The sequence below is a fragment of the Rhodobacter sp. Har01 genome, assembly GCF_020564565.1.
Lineage (GTDB): Bacteria > Pseudomonadota > Alphaproteobacteria > Rhodobacterales > Rhodobacteraceae > Pseudogemmobacter.
Genome location: NZ_JAJCTD010000001.1, coordinates 706,759 through 722,813, shown reverse-complemented (window position 1 = coordinate 722,813; position 16,055 = coordinate 706,759). Strand labels below are relative to the sequence as shown.

Sequence of the window (16,055 nt, the reverse complement as noted above, 5' to 3'; positions counted from 1 at the left end):
CGGGAAAAGCAAACCGGCAGCAAGGCGGGCGACCGGCTTCAGCCGTCCGCGGCAGCGCCGCCGAGCGGGGGCTCGATGCCCCCCGAGGCGGCGGCTGGTGGCCCGCCCCTGAAGGTCAGGCGATGCGGGCCAGGATGCGGGCCCAGCTGCGGATGCCCTTGTGGAAGGACTCGAGGTCGTATTTCTCGTTCGGGGAATGGATCTGGTCGTCGTCGCGGCCGAAGCCGATCAGCATCGCGTCCATGCCGAGGATCGACTTGAAGTAGCCCGCCACCGGGATCGAGCCGCCGGCGCCGACAAAGGCGGCGGGGCGCCTCCATTCCTCGGTCAGGGCCTGGCGGGCGGCCTCGAAGGCGGGGTCCGAGATCGCCATGACCGAGGCCGGCGCGCCTTCGATGGCGTCGTGCCAGGTGATGCTGCAGTCGGGCGGCAGTTGCGCCTCGGCCCAGGCGCGGAAGGCGGTCAGCACCTTGGCCGGGTCCTGGTTCGAGACCAGCCGGAAGCTGACCTTCGCATGCGCTTCGGCCGGCAGAACGGTCTTGAAGCCGGCGCCGGTATAGCCGCCCCAGAGGCCGTTCACTTCGGCCGTGGGGCGCGACCAGATCATCTCCAGCGGCGTGCGGTCCTGTTCGCCGGCCGGCTGCGACAGGCCGACGTCGCCCAGGTAGCCGGCATGGTCGAAGGCCAGCGCCTGCCATTGCGCGCGCAACGCGTCGGGCAGTTCGGCCACGTCGTCATAGAAGCCGGGCACCTGCACCCGGCCGGTGGCGTCGTGCAGGCCGCTGAGGATTTTCGCCAGCACATGAAGCGGGTTGCGGGCCAGGCCACCATACATGCCGGAATGCAGGTCGCGGCTGGCGGCGTGCAGGGTGAATTCCGCCTTGGCCAGGCCGCGCAGCATGGTGGTGATGGCCGGGACGGCGCCGTCGAAGAGGCCGGTGTCGCAGATCAGCGCCAGGTCGGCCGAGAGTTCCGGGGCATTGTCGCGCAGGAACGGGATGAGGGAGGGCGAGCCGGATTCCTCCTCGCCCTCGAGAAAGATCGTCAGCTTGCCGGGAAGACTGCCGTGGACATGGCGCCAGGCCCGGCAAGCCTCGAGGAAGGTCATCAGCTGGCCCTTGTCGTCAGACGCGCCGCGGGCACGGATGACCGGGCCTTTCGGCGTGTCTTCCAGCGCCGGATCGAAGGGGTCGCGGGACCAGAGCGACAGCGGATCGACCGGCTGCACGTCATAGTGGCCGTAGAACAGGATGTGGCGCGGCCCGGTCCCGCCGTGGCCGATCACCATGGGATGGCCGGGGGTGGCGGCGGCGCGGGCGTCGAAGCCGAGGCCGCGCAGGTCCGCGACCAGCCAGTCGGCGGCACGGGCGCAGTCGGCCTTGTAGGCGGGGTCGGTCGAGATCGAGGGGATGCGCAGCAGGTCCATCAGCCGGTCCAGCGCCTGCGGCAGGGTTTCGTCGATCCGCGCGAGCACGGCGTCCAGCGACATGGGCCTCTCCATTCTTTGATCGGGGCGCGAGCCTAGCAGGCGAGCGGGGACTGTCCAGAGCCGGCGCGATGCGGTAATGCCGGGTCCGGTCTGCGGACGGAGGGCAAGATATGCGGTCGATGGCACTGGCACTGGCACTGGCGGCGGCAACGGCTGGCGGGGGTGAGGCCGGCGGGGTCGCCACGGAATCGGCGCGGCTGGGGACCTCACGGGTGACCCTGCACGTCCACCCCTTCCTGACCGGCCAGGAGCTGACCGCGCTGCGGCTGGTGATGACCAACGAAGAGGCGCTCAAGGCCTTCGTGCCGGTCGCGGGCAGCTACGCCGCCATGGCGGTTTCGCCGGACGACGGGTTCATCCGCAACGGCGCGCCGGTCGCCTCGGCCGTGGCGATGGCGGGGCTGCCGGATGCTGCAGGCGCAGCATCCGCGGCTCTGGCCGCCTGTGACGCCGCACGCAAGGCCGCGGCGGCCTGCGTGGTGGTGTTGGAAGTGGCTCCGACCAAGGATTGAGCCGCACAGCTGTAAACGAGGGGCGACAAATCGCCCTCTGGCCTGTCAGGCTGACTTGACACATGTCAAAGTGGCCGTCACCGTCTTGTGCAAGGTGGCCAAAGTGAACATGGGGGCGAAAGTCATGGATTACGTTGCCGCGTTGGACCGCGCCATTGGCCGCTTGCACGAGGAAGGCCGCTATCGCACCTTCATCGACATCGAGCGGCGCAAGGGCCAGTTCCCCAATGCGGTCTGGACCCGCCCCGATGGCAGCCAGAAACCGATCACCGTCTGGTGTGGCAACGACTATCTGGGCATGGGCCAGCACCCCGAGGTTCTGGCCGCGATGCACGAGGCGCTGGACGCGACCGGCGCCGGCTCGGGCGGCACCCGCAACATCAGCGGCACCACGGTTTATCACAAGCGGCTTGAGGCCGAGATCGCCGACCTGCACGGCAAGGAAGCGGCGCTGGTCTTCTCGTCCGCCTACATTGCCAACGACGCGACGCTCAGCACGCTGCGGGCGATCTTCCCCGGCCTGATCATCTATTCCGACGCGCTGAACCATGCGAGCATGATCGAGGGCGTGCGCCGCGGCGGGGGCGAAAAGCGCATCTTCCGCCACAACGACGTGGCGCATCTGCGCGAACTGCTGGCCAAGGACGATCCGGCGACGCCGAAACTGGTTGCCTTCGAATCGATCTATTCGATGGACGGCGACTTTGGCCCGATCGAGGCGATCCTGGATGTCGCCGAAGAATTCGGCGCGCTGACCTACATCGACGAAGTGCATGCGGTCGGCATGTATGGCCCCCGCGGCGCGGGCGTGGCCGAGCGCGACGGCCAGATGCACCGGATCGACATCATCAATGCCACCCTGGCCAAGGCCTATGGCGTGTTCGGCGGCTACATCGCTGCAAGTGCGAAGATGGTGGACGCGGTGCGGTCCTACGCGCCGGGCTTCATCTTCACCACCTCGCTGCCGCCGGTCGTGGCCGCGGGCGCGGCCGCCAGCGTTCGCTTCCTGAAGACCGAAGCCGGTCAGGCCCTGCGCGAGGTGCATCAGGCCAAGGCCCGGACGCTGAAGATGCGGCTCAAGGGGCTGGGTCTGCCGATCATCGACGAAGGGTCGCATATTGTGCCGGTCCACGTCGGCAACCCCATCCATTGCAAGATGATCTCGGACATGCTGCTGGAGAATTTCGGCGTTTATGTCCAGCCGATCAACTTTCCGACCGTCCCGCGCGGCACCGAGCGGCTGCGTTTCACCCCGTCGCCGGTGCACGGCCCCGAGGAAATCGAGAAGGTCGTGAAGGCGATGGATGCGCTCTGGCAGCATTGTGCGCTGAATCGCGCCGAGGCCACTGCCTGACTTTTCCTGCATGTGCAAAAGCGCTTGCCCTGTGCTAGCGTTCCCGCAATAGAAGGCCCGGTGAGTCGGTTGGGGATCGACTCGCCACATCATCCGGGCACGAAGGGGACAGGTCTGCATGATCGGCTGGAGGTCCAAGCCTCAGGCAATCGAAGAGGAAAAGCCAAGGGGCTTTGACGACTTCGAGTTGCGGCTGGGCGACGTGATGCGCGGGGAACGTGCAACGCTGGGCAAGTCGCTTCTGGACGTGCAGCGCGAGCTGAAGATCAAGGCCACCTATATCGCCGCCATCGAAAACGCCGATGTCTCGGCCTTTGAATCGCCGGGCTTCGTGGCCGGCTATGTCCGGTCCTATGCGCGCTATCTGGGCATGGATCCGGACTGGGCCTTTGCCCGGTTCTGCAAGGAAGCGAATTTCGCCGTAGCCGACGGCATGTCGGCGATGGCCGCCCCGCAGCGGGCGCGCGAGGCGCGGGCGCAGGCAGAATTCGTCGATCCCCTGGCCAACCCGAATGCGGCCTTCATCCCGCGCGGCGAAAGCTGGCTCGACCGGGTCGAACCCGGCGCGATCGGTTCGGTCGCGGTGCTGGTGGCGCTGATCGGGGCGATCGGCTACGGCGGCTGGTCGGTGTTGCAGGAAGTGCAGCGCGTGCAACTGGCGCCGGTGGACGAGGCCCCGGTGGTGGTGGCCGAAATCGACCCGCTGCAGGGCGCTGTGCCCGCAGCGCCTGCGCAGCCCGAGGCCGAAGGCGACACGCTGACGGCCGAGGCCGGCACGGCGGCGGCGCCGGACGTGATGGACCGGCTTTATCGCCCGCAGGCGCTGGATGTTCCGGTGCTGGTGTCGCGGGACGGTCCGATTGCCGCCATTGACCCGCGCCTGCCCGGTGCGGCGGACATGGCCGATGCGACCTTGGGCATGAGTGCGACCGATCCGCTGATGGAGGACGGCGTGCGCGTCGTCTCCGAGGTGAAGCCGGGCGTCGAAGTGCTGGCGGTGCGGCCGGCCTGGGTGCGGGTGACCTCGGCCGATGGCACCGTGCTGTTCGAGAAGATCCTTGACGCGGGCGAACGCTATGCCGTGCCGCCGCTGGAAGCGGCTGCGGTGTTCCGCACCGGCAACTCGGGGTCGGTCTATTTCGTGGTGAACGGCGCAACCTTTGGGCCGGCTGCCCCCGGCGCGAATGTGGTCAAGGATATTGCGCTGTCGCCCGAGGCGCTGACCGAAAAGTTCGCCGAGGCCGATTTCAGCCGCGACGACGATCTGGCCAAGTTCATGACGGCGGATGCCGGGGCCACGCCGGCCGAGACCCCGCTGCAAGACGCCGCACCCTGACACTGTCAATTCCGGTTTACACCATGCCCCGCGCGGTTGCCCCCGGCGGGGCTTCGCCTTATCCTGCAGGCGCGTTCCGCGGAGACCAGTCATGAGCCACAACCCGATCCGACCCTGGCGCGACATCGAGCGGCGGAAAAGCCGCCAGATCATGGTCGGGCGCGTGCCGGTGGGGGGCGATGCCCCGATCAGCGTGCAGACGATGACCAACACGCTGACGACGGACGTCAAGGCGACGGTCGAGCAGATCCTGCGGTCGGCCGAGGCCGGGGCGGATATCGTGCGGGTCTCGACCCCGGACGAAGACAGCACGCGGGCGCTGCGCGAGATCGTGCGGGAAAGCCCGGTGCCGATCGTGGCGGACATCCATTTCCATTATCGCCGCGCCATCGAGGCGGCGCAGGCGGGGGCGGCCTGCCTGCGGATCAACCCGGGCAACATCGGTGACGCAAGGCGGGTGGCCGAGGTGGTGAAGGCGGCCAAGGACCACGGCTGCAGCATCCGTATCGGGGTGAACGCGGGCAGTCTGGAAAAGCAGCTCTTGGAAAAGTATGGCGAGCCCTGCCCGGATGCCATGGTCGAATCGGGTCTGGACCACATCAAGCTATTGCAGGACAACGATTTTCACGAGTTCAAGATCAGCTGCAAGGCGTCGGACGTGTTCCTGTCCTCGGCCGCCTATCAGCAATTGGCGGCGGCGACGGATGCGCCGATCCATCTGGGCATCACCGAGGCCGGGGGGCTGGTGTCGGGCACGGTCAAGTCGGCCATCGGGCTGGGCAACCTGTTGTGGTTCGGGATCGGCGACACCATCCGGGTCAGCTTGAGCGCGGACCCGGTGGAAGAGGTCAAGGTCGGCTACGAGATCCTGAAAAGTCTGGGCCTGCGGACGCGGGGGGTGCAGATCATCAGCTGCCCAAGCTGCGCGCGGCAGGGCTTTGACGTGATCAAGACGGTCGAGGCGCTGGAAAAGCGGCTAGAGCACATCAAGACGCCGATGAGCCTGTCGATCATCGGTTGCGTGGTGAACGGCCCGGGCGAGGCGCTGATGACCGACATCGGCTTTACCGGCGGCGGGGCGGGCAACGGCATGATCTACATCGCCGGCAAGCAAAGCCACCGGATGGGCAACGACCAGATGATCGACCACATCGTCGAACTGGTCGAGCAGAAGGCGGCCGAACTGGCGGCGGCAGAAGCGCAGGCTGCGGCCGAGTAGCGGAATTCGAAGACGAATTCCGTGCGCGAAAATCGTGCGATTTTCGTGGCTCAGCCGTCTTGGCGCTGGCCTTCGACGATCTGGCGCATGCCATCCAAGGGGACGTAGCCGCGCACCATCGTCTGGTCGATCACGAAGGTCGGCGTGCCGCTGATCTCCATCAGGGTGGCCAGCTCGTGGTTGGCGCGGATGATGTCCATCACCTCGGGCGCCTTCATCCGGTCGGCCACGGCGGCGGGGTCGTGGCCGAGGTCGCTGGCCAGCCGGGCAAGGGTTTCATCGTTGGCATCGCCGCGCAGCGCGATCAGCGCGTCATGCGCGACCTTGTAGGCCTGGTCGCCGTACAGCAGCTTGACCGCGATGGCGAATTGCGCGCTGAGCATGGACTGGTCGCCCAGGATCGGGAATTCCTTCAGCACGAAGCGGATGTTGCCGTCGGATTTCACCAGTTCCTCGGTGTCCTGGTAGGCCTTGCGGCAATAGCCGCAGCGGTAGTCCATGAACTCGACCACGGTGATGTCGCCGTCGGGGTTGCCGCCCACCCAGTCGGCCGGGCTGTTGAAGATCACGTCCTTGTTCTCGGCCAGCATCTGGATGTCGCGCTCGGCGGCGGCGCTGTCTTCGCGCACCTGCAACTCGGTCATCGCCTCGACGATGACTTCGGGGTTTTCCACCAGGTAGGCGCGAACTTCGGCGCGGAAGGCGGCGCGTTCGTCATCGGTCATTTCGCCCAGGCCCCCGGCCAGCGCGGATGTGGCGGTCAGGGCGGCGGCAAGGGTCAGGGCGAGGCGCATGGACGGTCCTTTTGCGGGTTGACCTGGTTCCGGCACGAGGGCAGGGATCGGGCGAAGTGTAAGGGGCCGGCAAGGATGAGTGCAAGTCGCGGATCACGGAGGGGCGATGTCGATCCCTTCATTGTGATGGAGGTTCTGGAGCGCGCCCGCGCCGCCGAGGCGGCCGGGCGGCGGATCGTCCACATGGAGATCGGCCAGCCGGGGACGGGGGCGCCCGAGGGGGCGCGGCGCGCGCTGGCGAAGGCACTGGAGCAACCGCTGGGGTACACGGTGGCGTTGGGGCTGCCCGAGTTGCGCCGTGGCATCGCGGGCCTGTACCGGCGCTGGTACGGGGTCGAGGTCGATCCGGCGCGGGTGGTGGTCACCACGGGGTCGTCCTCGGCCTTCATCCTGGCCTTCACGGCGCTGTTCGAGGCCGGCGACCGGGTCGCGCTGGGAGAGCCGGGCTACCCGAGTTACCGGCAGATCCTGCGGGCGCTGTCGTTGCAGCCGGTGGGCGTGCCGACGCGCTCCGAAAACCGCCTGCAGCCGGTGCCGGACGATCTGGAGGGGCTGCAGGTCGAGGGGCTGATCGTCGCCTCGCCCGGCAATCCGACCGGCACCATGCTGTCGCGTGAGGCGCTGGCGGCGCTGGTCGATTGGGCCGAGGCGCGCGGGGTGGGGTTCGTCAGCGACGAGATCTACCACGGGCTGCACTACGGGGACCGCGCGGTCAGCGCGCTGGAGATCAGCCAGAAGCCGTGGATCATCAACAGCTTCTCGAAATACTTCAGCATGACCGGCTGGCGGGTGGGCTGGATGGTGGTGCCGGAAGATCAGGTGCGCCGGGTGGAACGCCTGGCGCAGAACCTGTTCATCTGCCCGCCGCATGCCAGCCAGATCGCGGCGCTGGCGGCGCTGGACTGCGAGGGCGAGCTTGAGGCGAACCGGGCGGTCTATGCGACCAACCGGCGGCTGATGCTGGAGGGGCTGCCGAAGGCGGGCTTTGCCAAGATCGCGCCACCGGACGGGGCCTTCTACGTCTACGCCGATGTCAGCGACCTGACGGCGGATTCGTTGACCCTGGCGGCGGAAATCCTGGACGGCGCGGGCGTGGCGGTGACGCCGGGCATCGACTTCGACCCCGTCCGCGGGCGGCAGACGATGCGGTTTTCCTATGCCGGGTCGACCCTAGACATTGCCGAGGGGCTGGAACGCCTTGCCGCCTTCATGGCGGAGAGGTGAATGGACTTTCGCCCGTCGGTGCCCGATAGTTTCGGCAAAAGAACAAGAACGAGCGGGCAATGCGGGCGGTTCTTCTGGCCTTTGCGATCTTCTGGGCGGCGCTGACTTCGGGTGTCGCGCAAGACCTGTCGGCGCTGGCGCGGCTTGAGGCAGGGGCGTCGTCGATCCGGGCCGAAGGCGGGGGCGTTTCGGTGACGCTGGCGATCAGCCAGCCGGTGCCCTGGCGGGTGCGCCTGCTGGACGGGCCGCCGCGCCTGGTCCTGGACGTGCGCGAGGTGGACTGGGCCGGCATCGGCGAGGTAACCCGCAGCGCGCCGCAGGTCAGGGACGTGCGTGCGGGCGTGTTCCGGCCGGGCTGGAGCCGGCTGGTGCTGGAACTTTCCGGGCCGATGCACGTTGCGGAATCGGAAATGCAGACCGGCGCGGACGGTGCAGCAATCCTGCTGCGGCTGGAGCCGGCCGAGGCTGAGGCCTTCCGGGCCGAAGCCGCAAGACCCGAGCCGCCGGACTGGGCCGCCCCCAAGGCCGCCGACCTGCCGCCACCGGTGGCCCGGGGCGAGGGGCCGGTCGTGGTGGTGCTGGACCCCGGCCATGGCGGCATCGACCCCGGCGCAGAGCGTGACGGCGAGAAGGAGGCCGAGCTGATGCTGACCTTCGCGCGGGAACTGAAGGATCTCTTGTCGCGCGATGGCCGATTCAGGGTGGTGATGACGCGCGACGATGATGTCTTCGTGCCGCTGGAGACGCGCATCTCGATCGCCCGGGCGGCGGGGGCGCAGATCTTCATCTCGCTGCATGCCGATGCCTTGGCCGAGGGTGAGGCGCAGGGGGCGACGATCTACACCCTGTCGGAGGAGGCGAGCGATGAGGCCAGTGCCGCGCTGGCCGAACGGCACGACCGCGACGACCTGCTGGCCGGCGTGGACCTCAGCGCGCAGGACGACGTGGTGGCGACGGTGCTGATGGACATGGCGCGGACCGAGACCGCGCCGCGGGTCGCCCGGCTGGCGAAGGCGCTGGTGGTGTCGATCAAGGCGGCGGGGGTGAAGATGCACCGCCACCCGCACCAGGAGGCCGGCTTTTCGGTGCTGAAGTCGCCGGACATACCGTCGATCCTGGTCGAGGTGGGGTTTCTGTCCTCGGCGCGCGACCTGAAGCGGCTGACGGACAAGGACTGGCGGGCGAAGATGGCCGAGGCGCTGCGCCAGGGGCTGGTAACCTGGTCCGAGGAAGACGCGGCGATCCGGGCGCTGCGGGCAGAGCAATAGGCGGGCCGCGGCCGGGGGGCTGGCCCAAGCTTTTGACGCTGGGAGGCGTCTGATGTAGGGAAGCGGATCAAACGACGGAGTTCTGGGTGCTGCGATTCATCGGCTCTTTCTTCGGGGCCATCTTCACCGCGGTGACGCTGGGGACGCTGTTCGGCGCCCTGACCGTTGGCGCGATCTTCTGGATGTATTCCAGCGACCTGCCCAGCCATGAGCGGCTGGCGCAATACACTCCGCCGACGATCAGCCGCATCTACACCAGCGAAGGCAGCATCCTGGACGAATTTGCCCGGGAACGCCGGCTGTTCGTGCCGGCCGAAGACATTCCCGACCTGGTCAAGCATGCCTTCGTCAGTGCCGAGGACAAGAATTTCTACAGCCACGAAGGCTATGACGCCGGCGGCATGGTCGCGGCGCTGATCGACGCGGTGCGCAGTCGCGGGCAGGATGTGCGCGGTGCGTCAACCATCACCCAGCAAGTGGCCAAGAACATGCTGCTGGACGGCACCCGCCAGGGGGTGAAGGGCGTCGAGCGCAAGATCAAGGAGATCATCCTGGCGACGCGGCTGGAGCAGACGCTGTCGAAGGACCGCATCCTTGAAATCTACATGAACCAGATCGACCTGGGCTATCGCAGTTTCGGCGTGGCCTCGGCGGCGCAGACCTATTTCAACAAGACCCTGGACCAGCTGACCCCGGGCGAGGCGGCCTATCTGGCGGCGCTGCCGAAAAGCCCCGGCAAGGGGCTGCGGCCGGTGCAGGAATACGACCGCGCGGTGGAACGCCGCAACTACGTGCTGCGCGAGATGCGCGACAACGGCTATATCGACGCGGCCACCTATGAGGCCGAGAAGGCCTTGCCGCTGAAGACGGTGCAGGCCGGCGACTATGCCAGCTATCGCGAGGACCTGCCGTCGCGCAGCTATTTCACCGAGGAGATCGCCCGCCAGTTGTCGAAGAACTTTGGCGAGGAGGAATTCTACAATGGCGGCCTGACCATCCGCGCCACCATCGACCCGGAGTTGCAGGAAGAGGCGGCCAAGTCGCTGCGGGTGGCGCTGGAGAAGTTCGACCGTGGCCAGGGCGTCTGGCGCGGCACCGGCAAGGTGATCGCGGCCGAGCGGCTGGGCGCCGAGGCCGACTGGCGCGCCGCGCTGTCCGAGGTCGAGGTGCCGCGCGACATCGCCGGCTGGTCTCCGGCGGTGGTGCTGGAGCTGGGCGAAAGCGCGGCCCGGATCGGCATCGAGGGCGTGGACGAAGACGCGGACGGCCATTTCATCCCGGCCGAGGACGTGACCTGGGCCCGCAAGAAGCTGGCGGACGGCAGCTTGGGCAAGAAGGCCAAGGTGGCGGGCGATCTGGTCGCGGTCGGCGATGTGGTGCTGGTGCGGGCGGTGACCAAGGACGAGGACGGCAGTTTCGTCCGCTGGTCGCTGCGCCAGGTGCCGGAAGTGCAGGGCGCCTTCATGGCGATGGACGTGACCACCGGCCGGGTCCTCGCCATGCAGGGCGGGTTCAGCTACCAGGAATCGGTGTTCAACCGCGCCACCCTGGCCAAGCGCCAGCCCGGGTCAAGCTTCAAGCCTTTCGTCTATGCCGCGGCGCTGGACAGCGGGTTCACCCCCGCCACCATCGTGGTGGACGCGCCGATCGAGATCGACACGCCGCAGGGGTTGTGGACGCCGAAGAACGCCTCGAACAAATACTATGGCCCGGCACCGCTGCGGACCGGCATCGAGCAGAGCCGCAACCTGATGACGATCCGCATCGCCGAAGAGATCGGCATGCAGACGGTGGCAGGCTATGCCGAGCGGTTCGGCGTCTATGACCGGATGAACCCGTTCCTGGCCAATGCCCTGGGCGCGCAGGAGACCACGCTGTTCCAGATGGTCGCGGCCTATGCCATGTTCGCCAACGGCGGCGAGCGGGTCGAGCCGACGCTGGTGGACCGGGTGCAGGACCGCTATGGCCGCACCGTCTATCGCCATGATCAGCGGATTTGCGAGACCTGTTCGGCGCCCGAACTGCCGCGGGGCGAAGGCGTTGCCATCACCTCGAACCGCGAGCGGGTGATGGACGCGATCACCGCCTACCAGCTGACCAGCATGATGGAAGGCGTGATCCAGCGCGGCACCGGGCGGGGCATCAACCTGCCGGTGCCGGTGGCCGGCAAGACCGGCACCACCAACGATGCCAAGGACGTCTGGTTCATCGGCTTTACCTCGACCGTCGTGGCCGGCTGCTACATCGGCTATGACCAGCCGCGATCCCTGGGCGACGTGTCGGGCGGCGGGTTCTGCGGCCCGGTGTTCGAAAGCTTCATGAATGCGGCGATCCAGAAATACGGCGGGTCCAAGTTCAAGGTTCCGCCCGGGGGCTATTTCGTGAAGATCGACCGCTTCACCGGCATGCCGCTGCCCGACGATGCCAGCGGCGACTATGTGGTGGCCGAATACTTCCGCGAGGGCGAAGAGGCGATCTTTGGCCTGGGCGCTCTGGTCGACGGCGGCTTTGCCATGGGCCAGAACCTGCCGCTGTTCGCCTATGGCGAGTCCGAAAGCGGCAGTTCGGCCACCGTGACCACCGCCACCGGTGAAACCACCGTGATCCCGAAGAAGGCCGATTTCGGCACGGTGTCTTCGGGCGGGCTTTACTGACCATGGCACTGCGACCCTGCGCTGCCCTTGCCGGGGCGGCGCCCAACGGCTATCACCCGCGCCAGACGCAAAGGATGACGACAGAAGATGCGCGCCGAGACCCAAGCCAATGTTGATGCGATCCGCAAGACGCTGGGCCTGCTGGCCCAACGGATGGATTGGGAAACCGCGCCGCACCGGCTTGAGGAATTCAACGCCCTGATCGAGCAGCCGGACCTGTGGAACGATCCGGCCCGCGCGCAGAAGCTGATGCGCGAGCGGCAGGCGCTGATCGACGCCGTGGCGGCCTACAGGCTGATCGAGGGCGGGTTGAACGACAACGTCGGCCTGATCGAGATGGGCGAGGCCGAAGGCGAGGCGGACCTGGTGGCCGAGGCGGAAGAGGCGCTGAAGGCGCTGGTCGAGACGGCGGCGCAAAAGGAGCTTGAGGCGCTGCTGGACGGCGAGGCCGACGGCAATGACACCTTCCTGGAAATCAACGCCGGCGCCGGCGGCACGGAAAGCTGCGACTGGGCCAGCATGCTGGCGCGGATGTATGTCCGCTGGGCCGAAAAGCACGGCTACCAGGTCGAGATGCAGTCGGAAACGCCGGGCGAAGAGGCCGGCATCCGCAGCGTCAGCTACAAGATCATCGGCAAGAACGCCTATGGCTGGCTGAAATCGGAATCGGGTGTGCACCGGTTGGTGCGCATCAGCCCCTACGACAGCGCGGCGCGGCGGCACACCTCGTTTTCCTCGGTCTGGGTTTACCCGGTGGTGGACGATAACATCGAGATCGAGGTGCAGGACAAGGACATCCGCATCGACACCTACCGGTCGTCGGGCGCTGGCGGCCAGCACGTCAACAAGACCGACTCGGCGGTGCGGATCACCCACTTCCCGACCAATATCGTTGTGACGTCGAGCCTGAAGTCGCAGCACCAGAACCGTGACATCGCCATGCAGGCGCTGAAGTCGCGGCTGTATCAGCTGGAGCTGGACAAGCGCAACGCCGCCATTCTGGAAGCGCATGAAAGCAAGGGCGACGCGGGCTGGGGCAACCAGATCCGCAGCTATGTGCTGCAGCCCTATCAGATGGTCAAGGACCTGCGCACCGGGGTCGAGACCAGCGACACCCAGGGCGTGCTGGATGGCGACCTGGACAGGTTCATGGCCGCCACTCTGGCGATGGAGATGTCCGGCAAGGCGCGGGCAGACTGATCCAGGCCGAGGGTGCAGGCGCCGGGGTTGCGGTCTCGCGGTCTGGCCGGAGCGAAATTCTTTGCTGAAGGATACATCGTGGACTAACCTTTTCCATGGGAGAAGGAGACTGCGATGGCCGACCAGACTGCCGCCCCGCCTGCTGCGGTGCCCGAGGTCTATGAGCTGGACTGGAGCGACCTGAAGGAAAGCCTGGCCGCCGGCTGGCGCGATTTCCTGGAGGCGCCGACCTACGGGCTGTTCTTTTCCTGCATCTACGTGATCGGCGGCTGGCTGGTGATCTGGGCGGTCTCGATCAAGGGCCAGCTCTGGTGGACGCTGCCGGCGGCGGCGGGGTTTCCCATCCTGGGGCCGTTCATCGCCTGCGGCTACTATGAGATCTCGCGCCGGCTGGAGCAGGGAATCCCGCTGAACCGCCACCAGATCATGGGGGTCGTGTTCCGCCAGAAGGACGGCCAGATCCCCTCGATGGCGGCCATGGTCGTGGTGTTCTTCCTGTTCTGGAACTTCCTGGCGCACATGATCTTTGCGCTGTTCCTGGGCAATGCGACGATGACCAATGTCAGTTCGTCGCTGGCGGTGTTCCTGACGCCGGAAGGCCTGGGGATGCTGGCGATGGGCACGCTGGTGGGGGCGGCCTTCGCCACGCTGCTGTTCTCGTTGACGGTGGTCAGCCTGCCGATGCTGCTGGACCGCGACATCGACTATGTCACCGCGATGCTGACCAGCTTTGCGCTGGTGCGGCAGAACCCGGTGATCATGCTGAGCTGGGGCGCGCTGATCGCGGCCTGCCTGTTCATCGGCATGCTGCCGCTGTTCTTCGGTCTTTTCCTGGTGCTGCCGGTGTTCGGCTATGCCAGCTGGCACCTGTACCGGCGGGCCATCGGATAGGCCAAGCGCAAAAGCAGAAGGCCCCGCCGCGGCGAGGCCTTTCTTGTTTTTCCGACAGGTCGGATGTCAGGGCGCTTCGGGTTCCGAAAGCGGCTCGACAGGCACGCTGCTGCGCAGCGGCGGCAGGTTGGCCGAGGAGCGGCCCGAGGCGAGCGGGTCTTCCTGGCGCTGCACCGAGCCTTCGAAATGGGCGCCGGATTCGATGGCGATGGTCTTGTGGATGATGTCGCCCTCGACCCGGGCGGTCGAGGTCAGGCGGACCTTCAGCCCGCGCACGCGGCCAATGACGCGGCCGTTCACCACGATGTCATCGGCGACGATCTCGCCGCGGATGGTGGCGCTTTCGCCGACCGTCAGCAGATGGGCGCGGATATCGCCTTCGACGGTGCCTTCGACCTGGATGTCGCCCGAGGTGCGCAGGTTGCCGACAACGGTCAGGTCCGAGGACAGGACCGAGGCGACAGCCTTGCCTTTCGGCGTGGACGGCATGAAATCCATGGTCGGCTTGCTGCTCATCGGGGTCTCCGGGGCTTTGGGTTTCTCGGCCTCGGGCTTTGCTCCTGGCTCGTTGATGCGGCTCTTAGAAAACATCGCTGGCTGCCTTTATGAACTTCATCGGGTTGACGGCCCCTCCGCCGATCCGGACTTCGTAGTGGAGGTGGGTGCCGGTGGACCGGCCTGAGTTGCCCATATCACCGATCCGCTCGCCGCGCGAGACCCTTTGGCCGACCTCGACCCGGATCTGCGACAGGTGGCCAAAGCGGGTTTCGATGCCGAAGGCATGCTGGATCTTGATCAGGCGGCCATAGCCGTTTTCCCAGCCGGCGTGGACCACCACCCCGTCCGCGGTGGCAAAGATCGGCGTGCCGTAGTCGCCGGCCAGGTCCTGACCGTCGTGCATCCGGTAGCCACGGCCCAAGGGATCGCTGCGCCCGCCGAAGCCGCTGGTGAAGCGCACCGCCGACTTGACCGGCATCCCCAGCGGCACCTTGAAGGCGGCCATGCGATACAGGTTCATCTCCTCAAGCTCCTTGAGGATCGCGTTCGCCCGCACTTCGTCGGCGGTCAGCGGCAGCCCCGAGGTCGACATGCTGATCGGCGACAACGGCCCGCCCTGGCCGGAATAGCCCTTGCGGACCGAGGAGATCAGGTCGTCGGGGTCAAGCCCAGCGGCGCGGAACATCTTGTCCAGCGGCTCCATCGACACCGTCACGGCCTCTTCCAGCTTGGCGAAGATGGCGTCGTTCTTCATCTCGAGCGCGCGCTTCTCGACCTCGAGCGCGGCGAGGTCGGCCCTGGCCTTTTCGGTCGCGGCCTGTTTCGCATCGCGGTCGCGTGCGGTGTCGCCCAGGGCCGAGGTCAGATAGTCCAGCGTCGCCGCGGTGTCGCGGATACGGCCGACCTCGGTCGCCCCGCCGGAGGACTGGTTCAGCGCCAGGGTCAGGCGGTCCACCTCGGCGCGGGCCGCGTCGCGGTCCTTGATGGTGCGGCGCAGCGTGTTCTGGATCACGTCGATGCCGGTTTCCAGCTCGCGCCGGCGATCTTCGGAGGCCAGCAGCATCTCTTGCATCTTCGAGACTTCGTCGAGGGCGGCGTTGAAGCGTTCCTGGGCGTGGATCGCCTCTTCGGCACGGGCCTCGCGGTCGGTCGAGAGCACGGTCAGGCGTTCCTCGAACAGGCTTTGGCGGCGCTGTGCCTGTTCCCGGGCGGACCCGGCCCCGATGCTGTCCATCATGATCAGCGCGGTGGCGACGATGGTCCAGGCCACCGCCAGCGCGCCGACGGTCGCGGCCACCGCCTGGGTTGCGGGGCGCAGGCGGATGAAATGGGTTCCGGAATCGGATTTCAGGAACAGGCGCTGTTCGGGGAAATAGCGCTCGAGCTGGGTATTGATCCGGAAGGCAAGGCGCGTGAGCACGTGGGACAGGTCCGTGTTTGCGGGGCGGCTTGGCCGGCTTGCAGCAGGGCACGGGTCCAGGCAGATCGGACCGGAATGCCCAAAGGCTTGACCTTGCTTAGCCAAGCCATGCCGGGCCGGCAAGATTTTTGACCGTAACCCGCCAAAACGCGCGCGAAACAGGCGACGGATCGGCAAAAACCCGCCGATTATGCGG

At 67.2% G+C, this 16,055-nt stretch carries 13 protein-coding genes; 9 read left to right on the top strand and 4 right to left on the bottom strand.

Going from position 1 to position 16,055, the window contains the following annotated elements; genetic code table 11:
• Window positions 1-115 precede the first annotated feature (115 nt).
• Entirely contained in the window at window positions 116-1,489 is a 1,374-nt protein-coding gene (locus tag LHP98_RS03440; protein WP_227251082.1) for a M20/M25/M40 family metallo-hydrolase, read from the bottom strand.
• A 110-nt stretch (window positions 1,490-1,599) separates the two neighbouring features.
• On the opposite strand from LHP98_RS03440, the gene LHP98_RS03435 reads away from it, so the two are divergent.
• The 4 genes from LHP98_RS03435 (at window position 1,600) to ispG (ending at window position 5,910) form a co-directional block, all read left to right on the top strand.
• Window positions 1,600-2,001 carry a hypothetical protein gene (locus LHP98_RS03435; protein ID WP_227251081.1) on the top strand — a complete coding sequence of 134 codons (402 nt, stop codon included), beginning with the start codon at window positions 1,600-1,602 and terminating at the stop codon, window positions 1,999-2,001.
• A 124-nt stretch (window positions 2,002-2,125) separates the two neighbouring features.
• Window positions 2,126-3,355, top strand: a complete 1,230-nt coding sequence (hemA, locus tag LHP98_RS03430; RefSeq protein ID WP_227251080.1) for a 5-aminolevulinate synthase — start codon at window positions 2,126-2,128, stop codon at window positions 3,353-3,355.
• Window positions 3,356-3,473: 118 nt separating this feature from the next.
• Window positions 3,474-4,691, top strand: coding sequence for a helix-turn-helix domain-containing protein (locus LHP98_RS03425; RefSeq protein WP_227251079.1), 1,218 nt, complete (start codon window positions 3,474-3,476; stop codon window positions 4,689-4,691).
• Between the two features lie 91 nt (window positions 4,692-4,782).
• Complete coding sequence (gene ispG, locus LHP98_RS03420; protein ID WP_227251078.1) at window positions 4,783-5,910, top strand: flavodoxin-dependent (E)-4-hydroxy-3-methylbut-2-enyl-diphosphate synthase; 1,128 nt, start codon at window positions 4,783-4,785, stop codon at window positions 5,908-5,910.
• Between the two features lie 50 nt (window positions 5,911-5,960).
• Here ispG and LHP98_RS03415 read toward each other — a convergent pair whose 3' ends face one another.
• On the bottom strand, window positions 5,961-6,704 hold the full coding sequence (locus tag LHP98_RS03415; RefSeq protein ID WP_227251077.1) for a DsbA family protein: 744 nt from the start codon (window positions 6,702-6,704) through the stop codon (window positions 5,961-5,963).
• A 75-nt stretch (window positions 6,705-6,779) separates the two neighbouring features.
• On the opposite strand from LHP98_RS03415, the gene LHP98_RS03410 reads away from it, so the two are divergent.
• The 5 genes from LHP98_RS03410 to LHP98_RS03390 all read left to right on the top strand — a co-directional run bounded on the left by LHP98_RS03410 (window position 6,780) and on the right by LHP98_RS03390 (window position 13,941).
• Window positions 6,780-7,928 (top strand): pyridoxal phosphate-dependent aminotransferase, encoded by a 1,149-nt coding sequence (locus tag LHP98_RS03410; protein ID WP_227251076.1) that lies wholly within the window; start codon window positions 6,780-6,782, stop codon window positions 7,926-7,928.
• A 59-nt stretch (window positions 7,929-7,987) separates the two neighbouring features.
• The gene (locus LHP98_RS03405; RefSeq protein WP_227251075.1) at window positions 7,988-9,196 is read left to right on the top strand and encodes an N-acetylmuramoyl-L-alanine amidase; all 1,209 of its coding nucleotides are present in this window, start codon (window positions 7,988-7,990) and stop codon (window positions 9,194-9,196) included.
• Between the two features lie 86 nt (window positions 9,197-9,282).
• Window positions 9,283-11,850, top strand: a complete 2,568-nt coding sequence (locus tag LHP98_RS03400) for a penicillin-binding protein 1A (protein WP_227251074.1) — start codon at window positions 9,283-9,285, stop codon at window positions 11,848-11,850.
• A gap of 87 nt (window positions 11,851-11,937) precedes the next feature.
• On the top strand, window positions 11,938-13,050 hold the full coding sequence (gene prfB / locus LHP98_RS03395; protein WP_227251073.1) for a peptide chain release factor 2: 1,113 nt from the start codon (window positions 11,938-11,940) through the stop codon (window positions 13,048-13,050).
• Between the two features lie 114 nt (window positions 13,051-13,164).
• Complete coding sequence (locus tag LHP98_RS03390) at window positions 13,165-13,941, top strand: DUF2189 domain-containing protein (RefSeq protein WP_227251072.1); 777 nt, start codon at window positions 13,165-13,167, stop codon at window positions 13,939-13,941.
• 66 nt (window positions 13,942-14,007) lie between these two features.
• On the opposite strand, the gene LHP98_RS03385 is transcribed toward LHP98_RS03390, so the two are convergent.
• Both LHP98_RS03385 and LHP98_RS03380 read right to left on the bottom strand, forming a co-directional pair.
• Window positions 14,008-14,532, bottom strand: coding sequence for a bactofilin family protein (locus LHP98_RS03385; RefSeq protein ID WP_227251071.1), 525 nt, complete (start codon window positions 14,530-14,532; stop codon window positions 14,008-14,010).
• Window positions 14,522-15,859, bottom strand: a complete 1,338-nt coding sequence (locus LHP98_RS03380; protein WP_227251070.1) for a DUF5930 domain-containing protein — start codon at window positions 15,857-15,859, stop codon at window positions 14,522-14,524. The genes LHP98_RS03385 and LHP98_RS03380 overlap by 11 nt, the downstream gene beginning before the upstream one ends.
• Between the last annotated feature and the right edge of the window lie 196 nt (window positions 15,860-16,055).

Bases quoted from the DNA above. Each gene is read 5' to 3' on its own strand.
- LHP98_RS03440 (WP_227251082.1), bottom strand. From the start codon at position 1,489: ATGTCGCTGGACGCCGTGCTCGCGCGGATCGACGAAACCCTGCCGCAG.
- LHP98_RS03435 (WP_227251081.1), top strand. From the start codon at position 1,600: ATGCGGTCGATGGCACTGGCACTGGCACTGGCGGCGGCAACGGCTGGC.
- hemA (WP_227251080.1), top strand. From the start codon at position 2,126: ATGGATTACGTTGCCGCGTTGGACCGCGCCATTGGCCGCTTGCACGAG.
- LHP98_RS03425 (WP_227251079.1), top strand. From the start codon at position 3,474: ATGATCGGCTGGAGGTCCAAGCCTCAGGCAATCGAAGAGGAAAAGCCA.
- ispG (WP_227251078.1), top strand. From the start codon at position 4,783: ATGAGCCACAACCCGATCCGACCCTGGCGCGACATCGAGCGGCGGAAA.
- LHP98_RS03415 (WP_227251077.1), bottom strand. From the start codon at position 6,704: ATGCGCCTCGCCCTGACCCTTGCCGCCGCCCTGACCGCCACATCCGCG.
- LHP98_RS03410 (WP_227251076.1), top strand. From the start codon at position 6,780: ATGAGTGCAAGTCGCGGATCACGGAGGGGCGATGTCGATCCCTTCATT.
- LHP98_RS03405 (WP_227251075.1), top strand. From the start codon at position 7,988: ATGCGGGCGGTTCTTCTGGCCTTTGCGATCTTCTGGGCGGCGCTGACT.
- prfB (WP_227251073.1), top strand. From the start codon at position 11,938: ATGCGCGCCGAGACCCAAGCCAATGTTGATGCGATCCGCAAGACGCTG.
- LHP98_RS03390 (WP_227251072.1), top strand. From the start codon at position 13,165: ATGGCCGACCAGACTGCCGCCCCGCCTGCTGCGGTGCCCGAGGTCTAT.
- LHP98_RS03385 (WP_227251071.1), bottom strand. From the start codon at position 14,532: ATGTTTTCTAAGAGCCGCATCAACGAGCCAGGAGCAAAGCCCGAGGCC.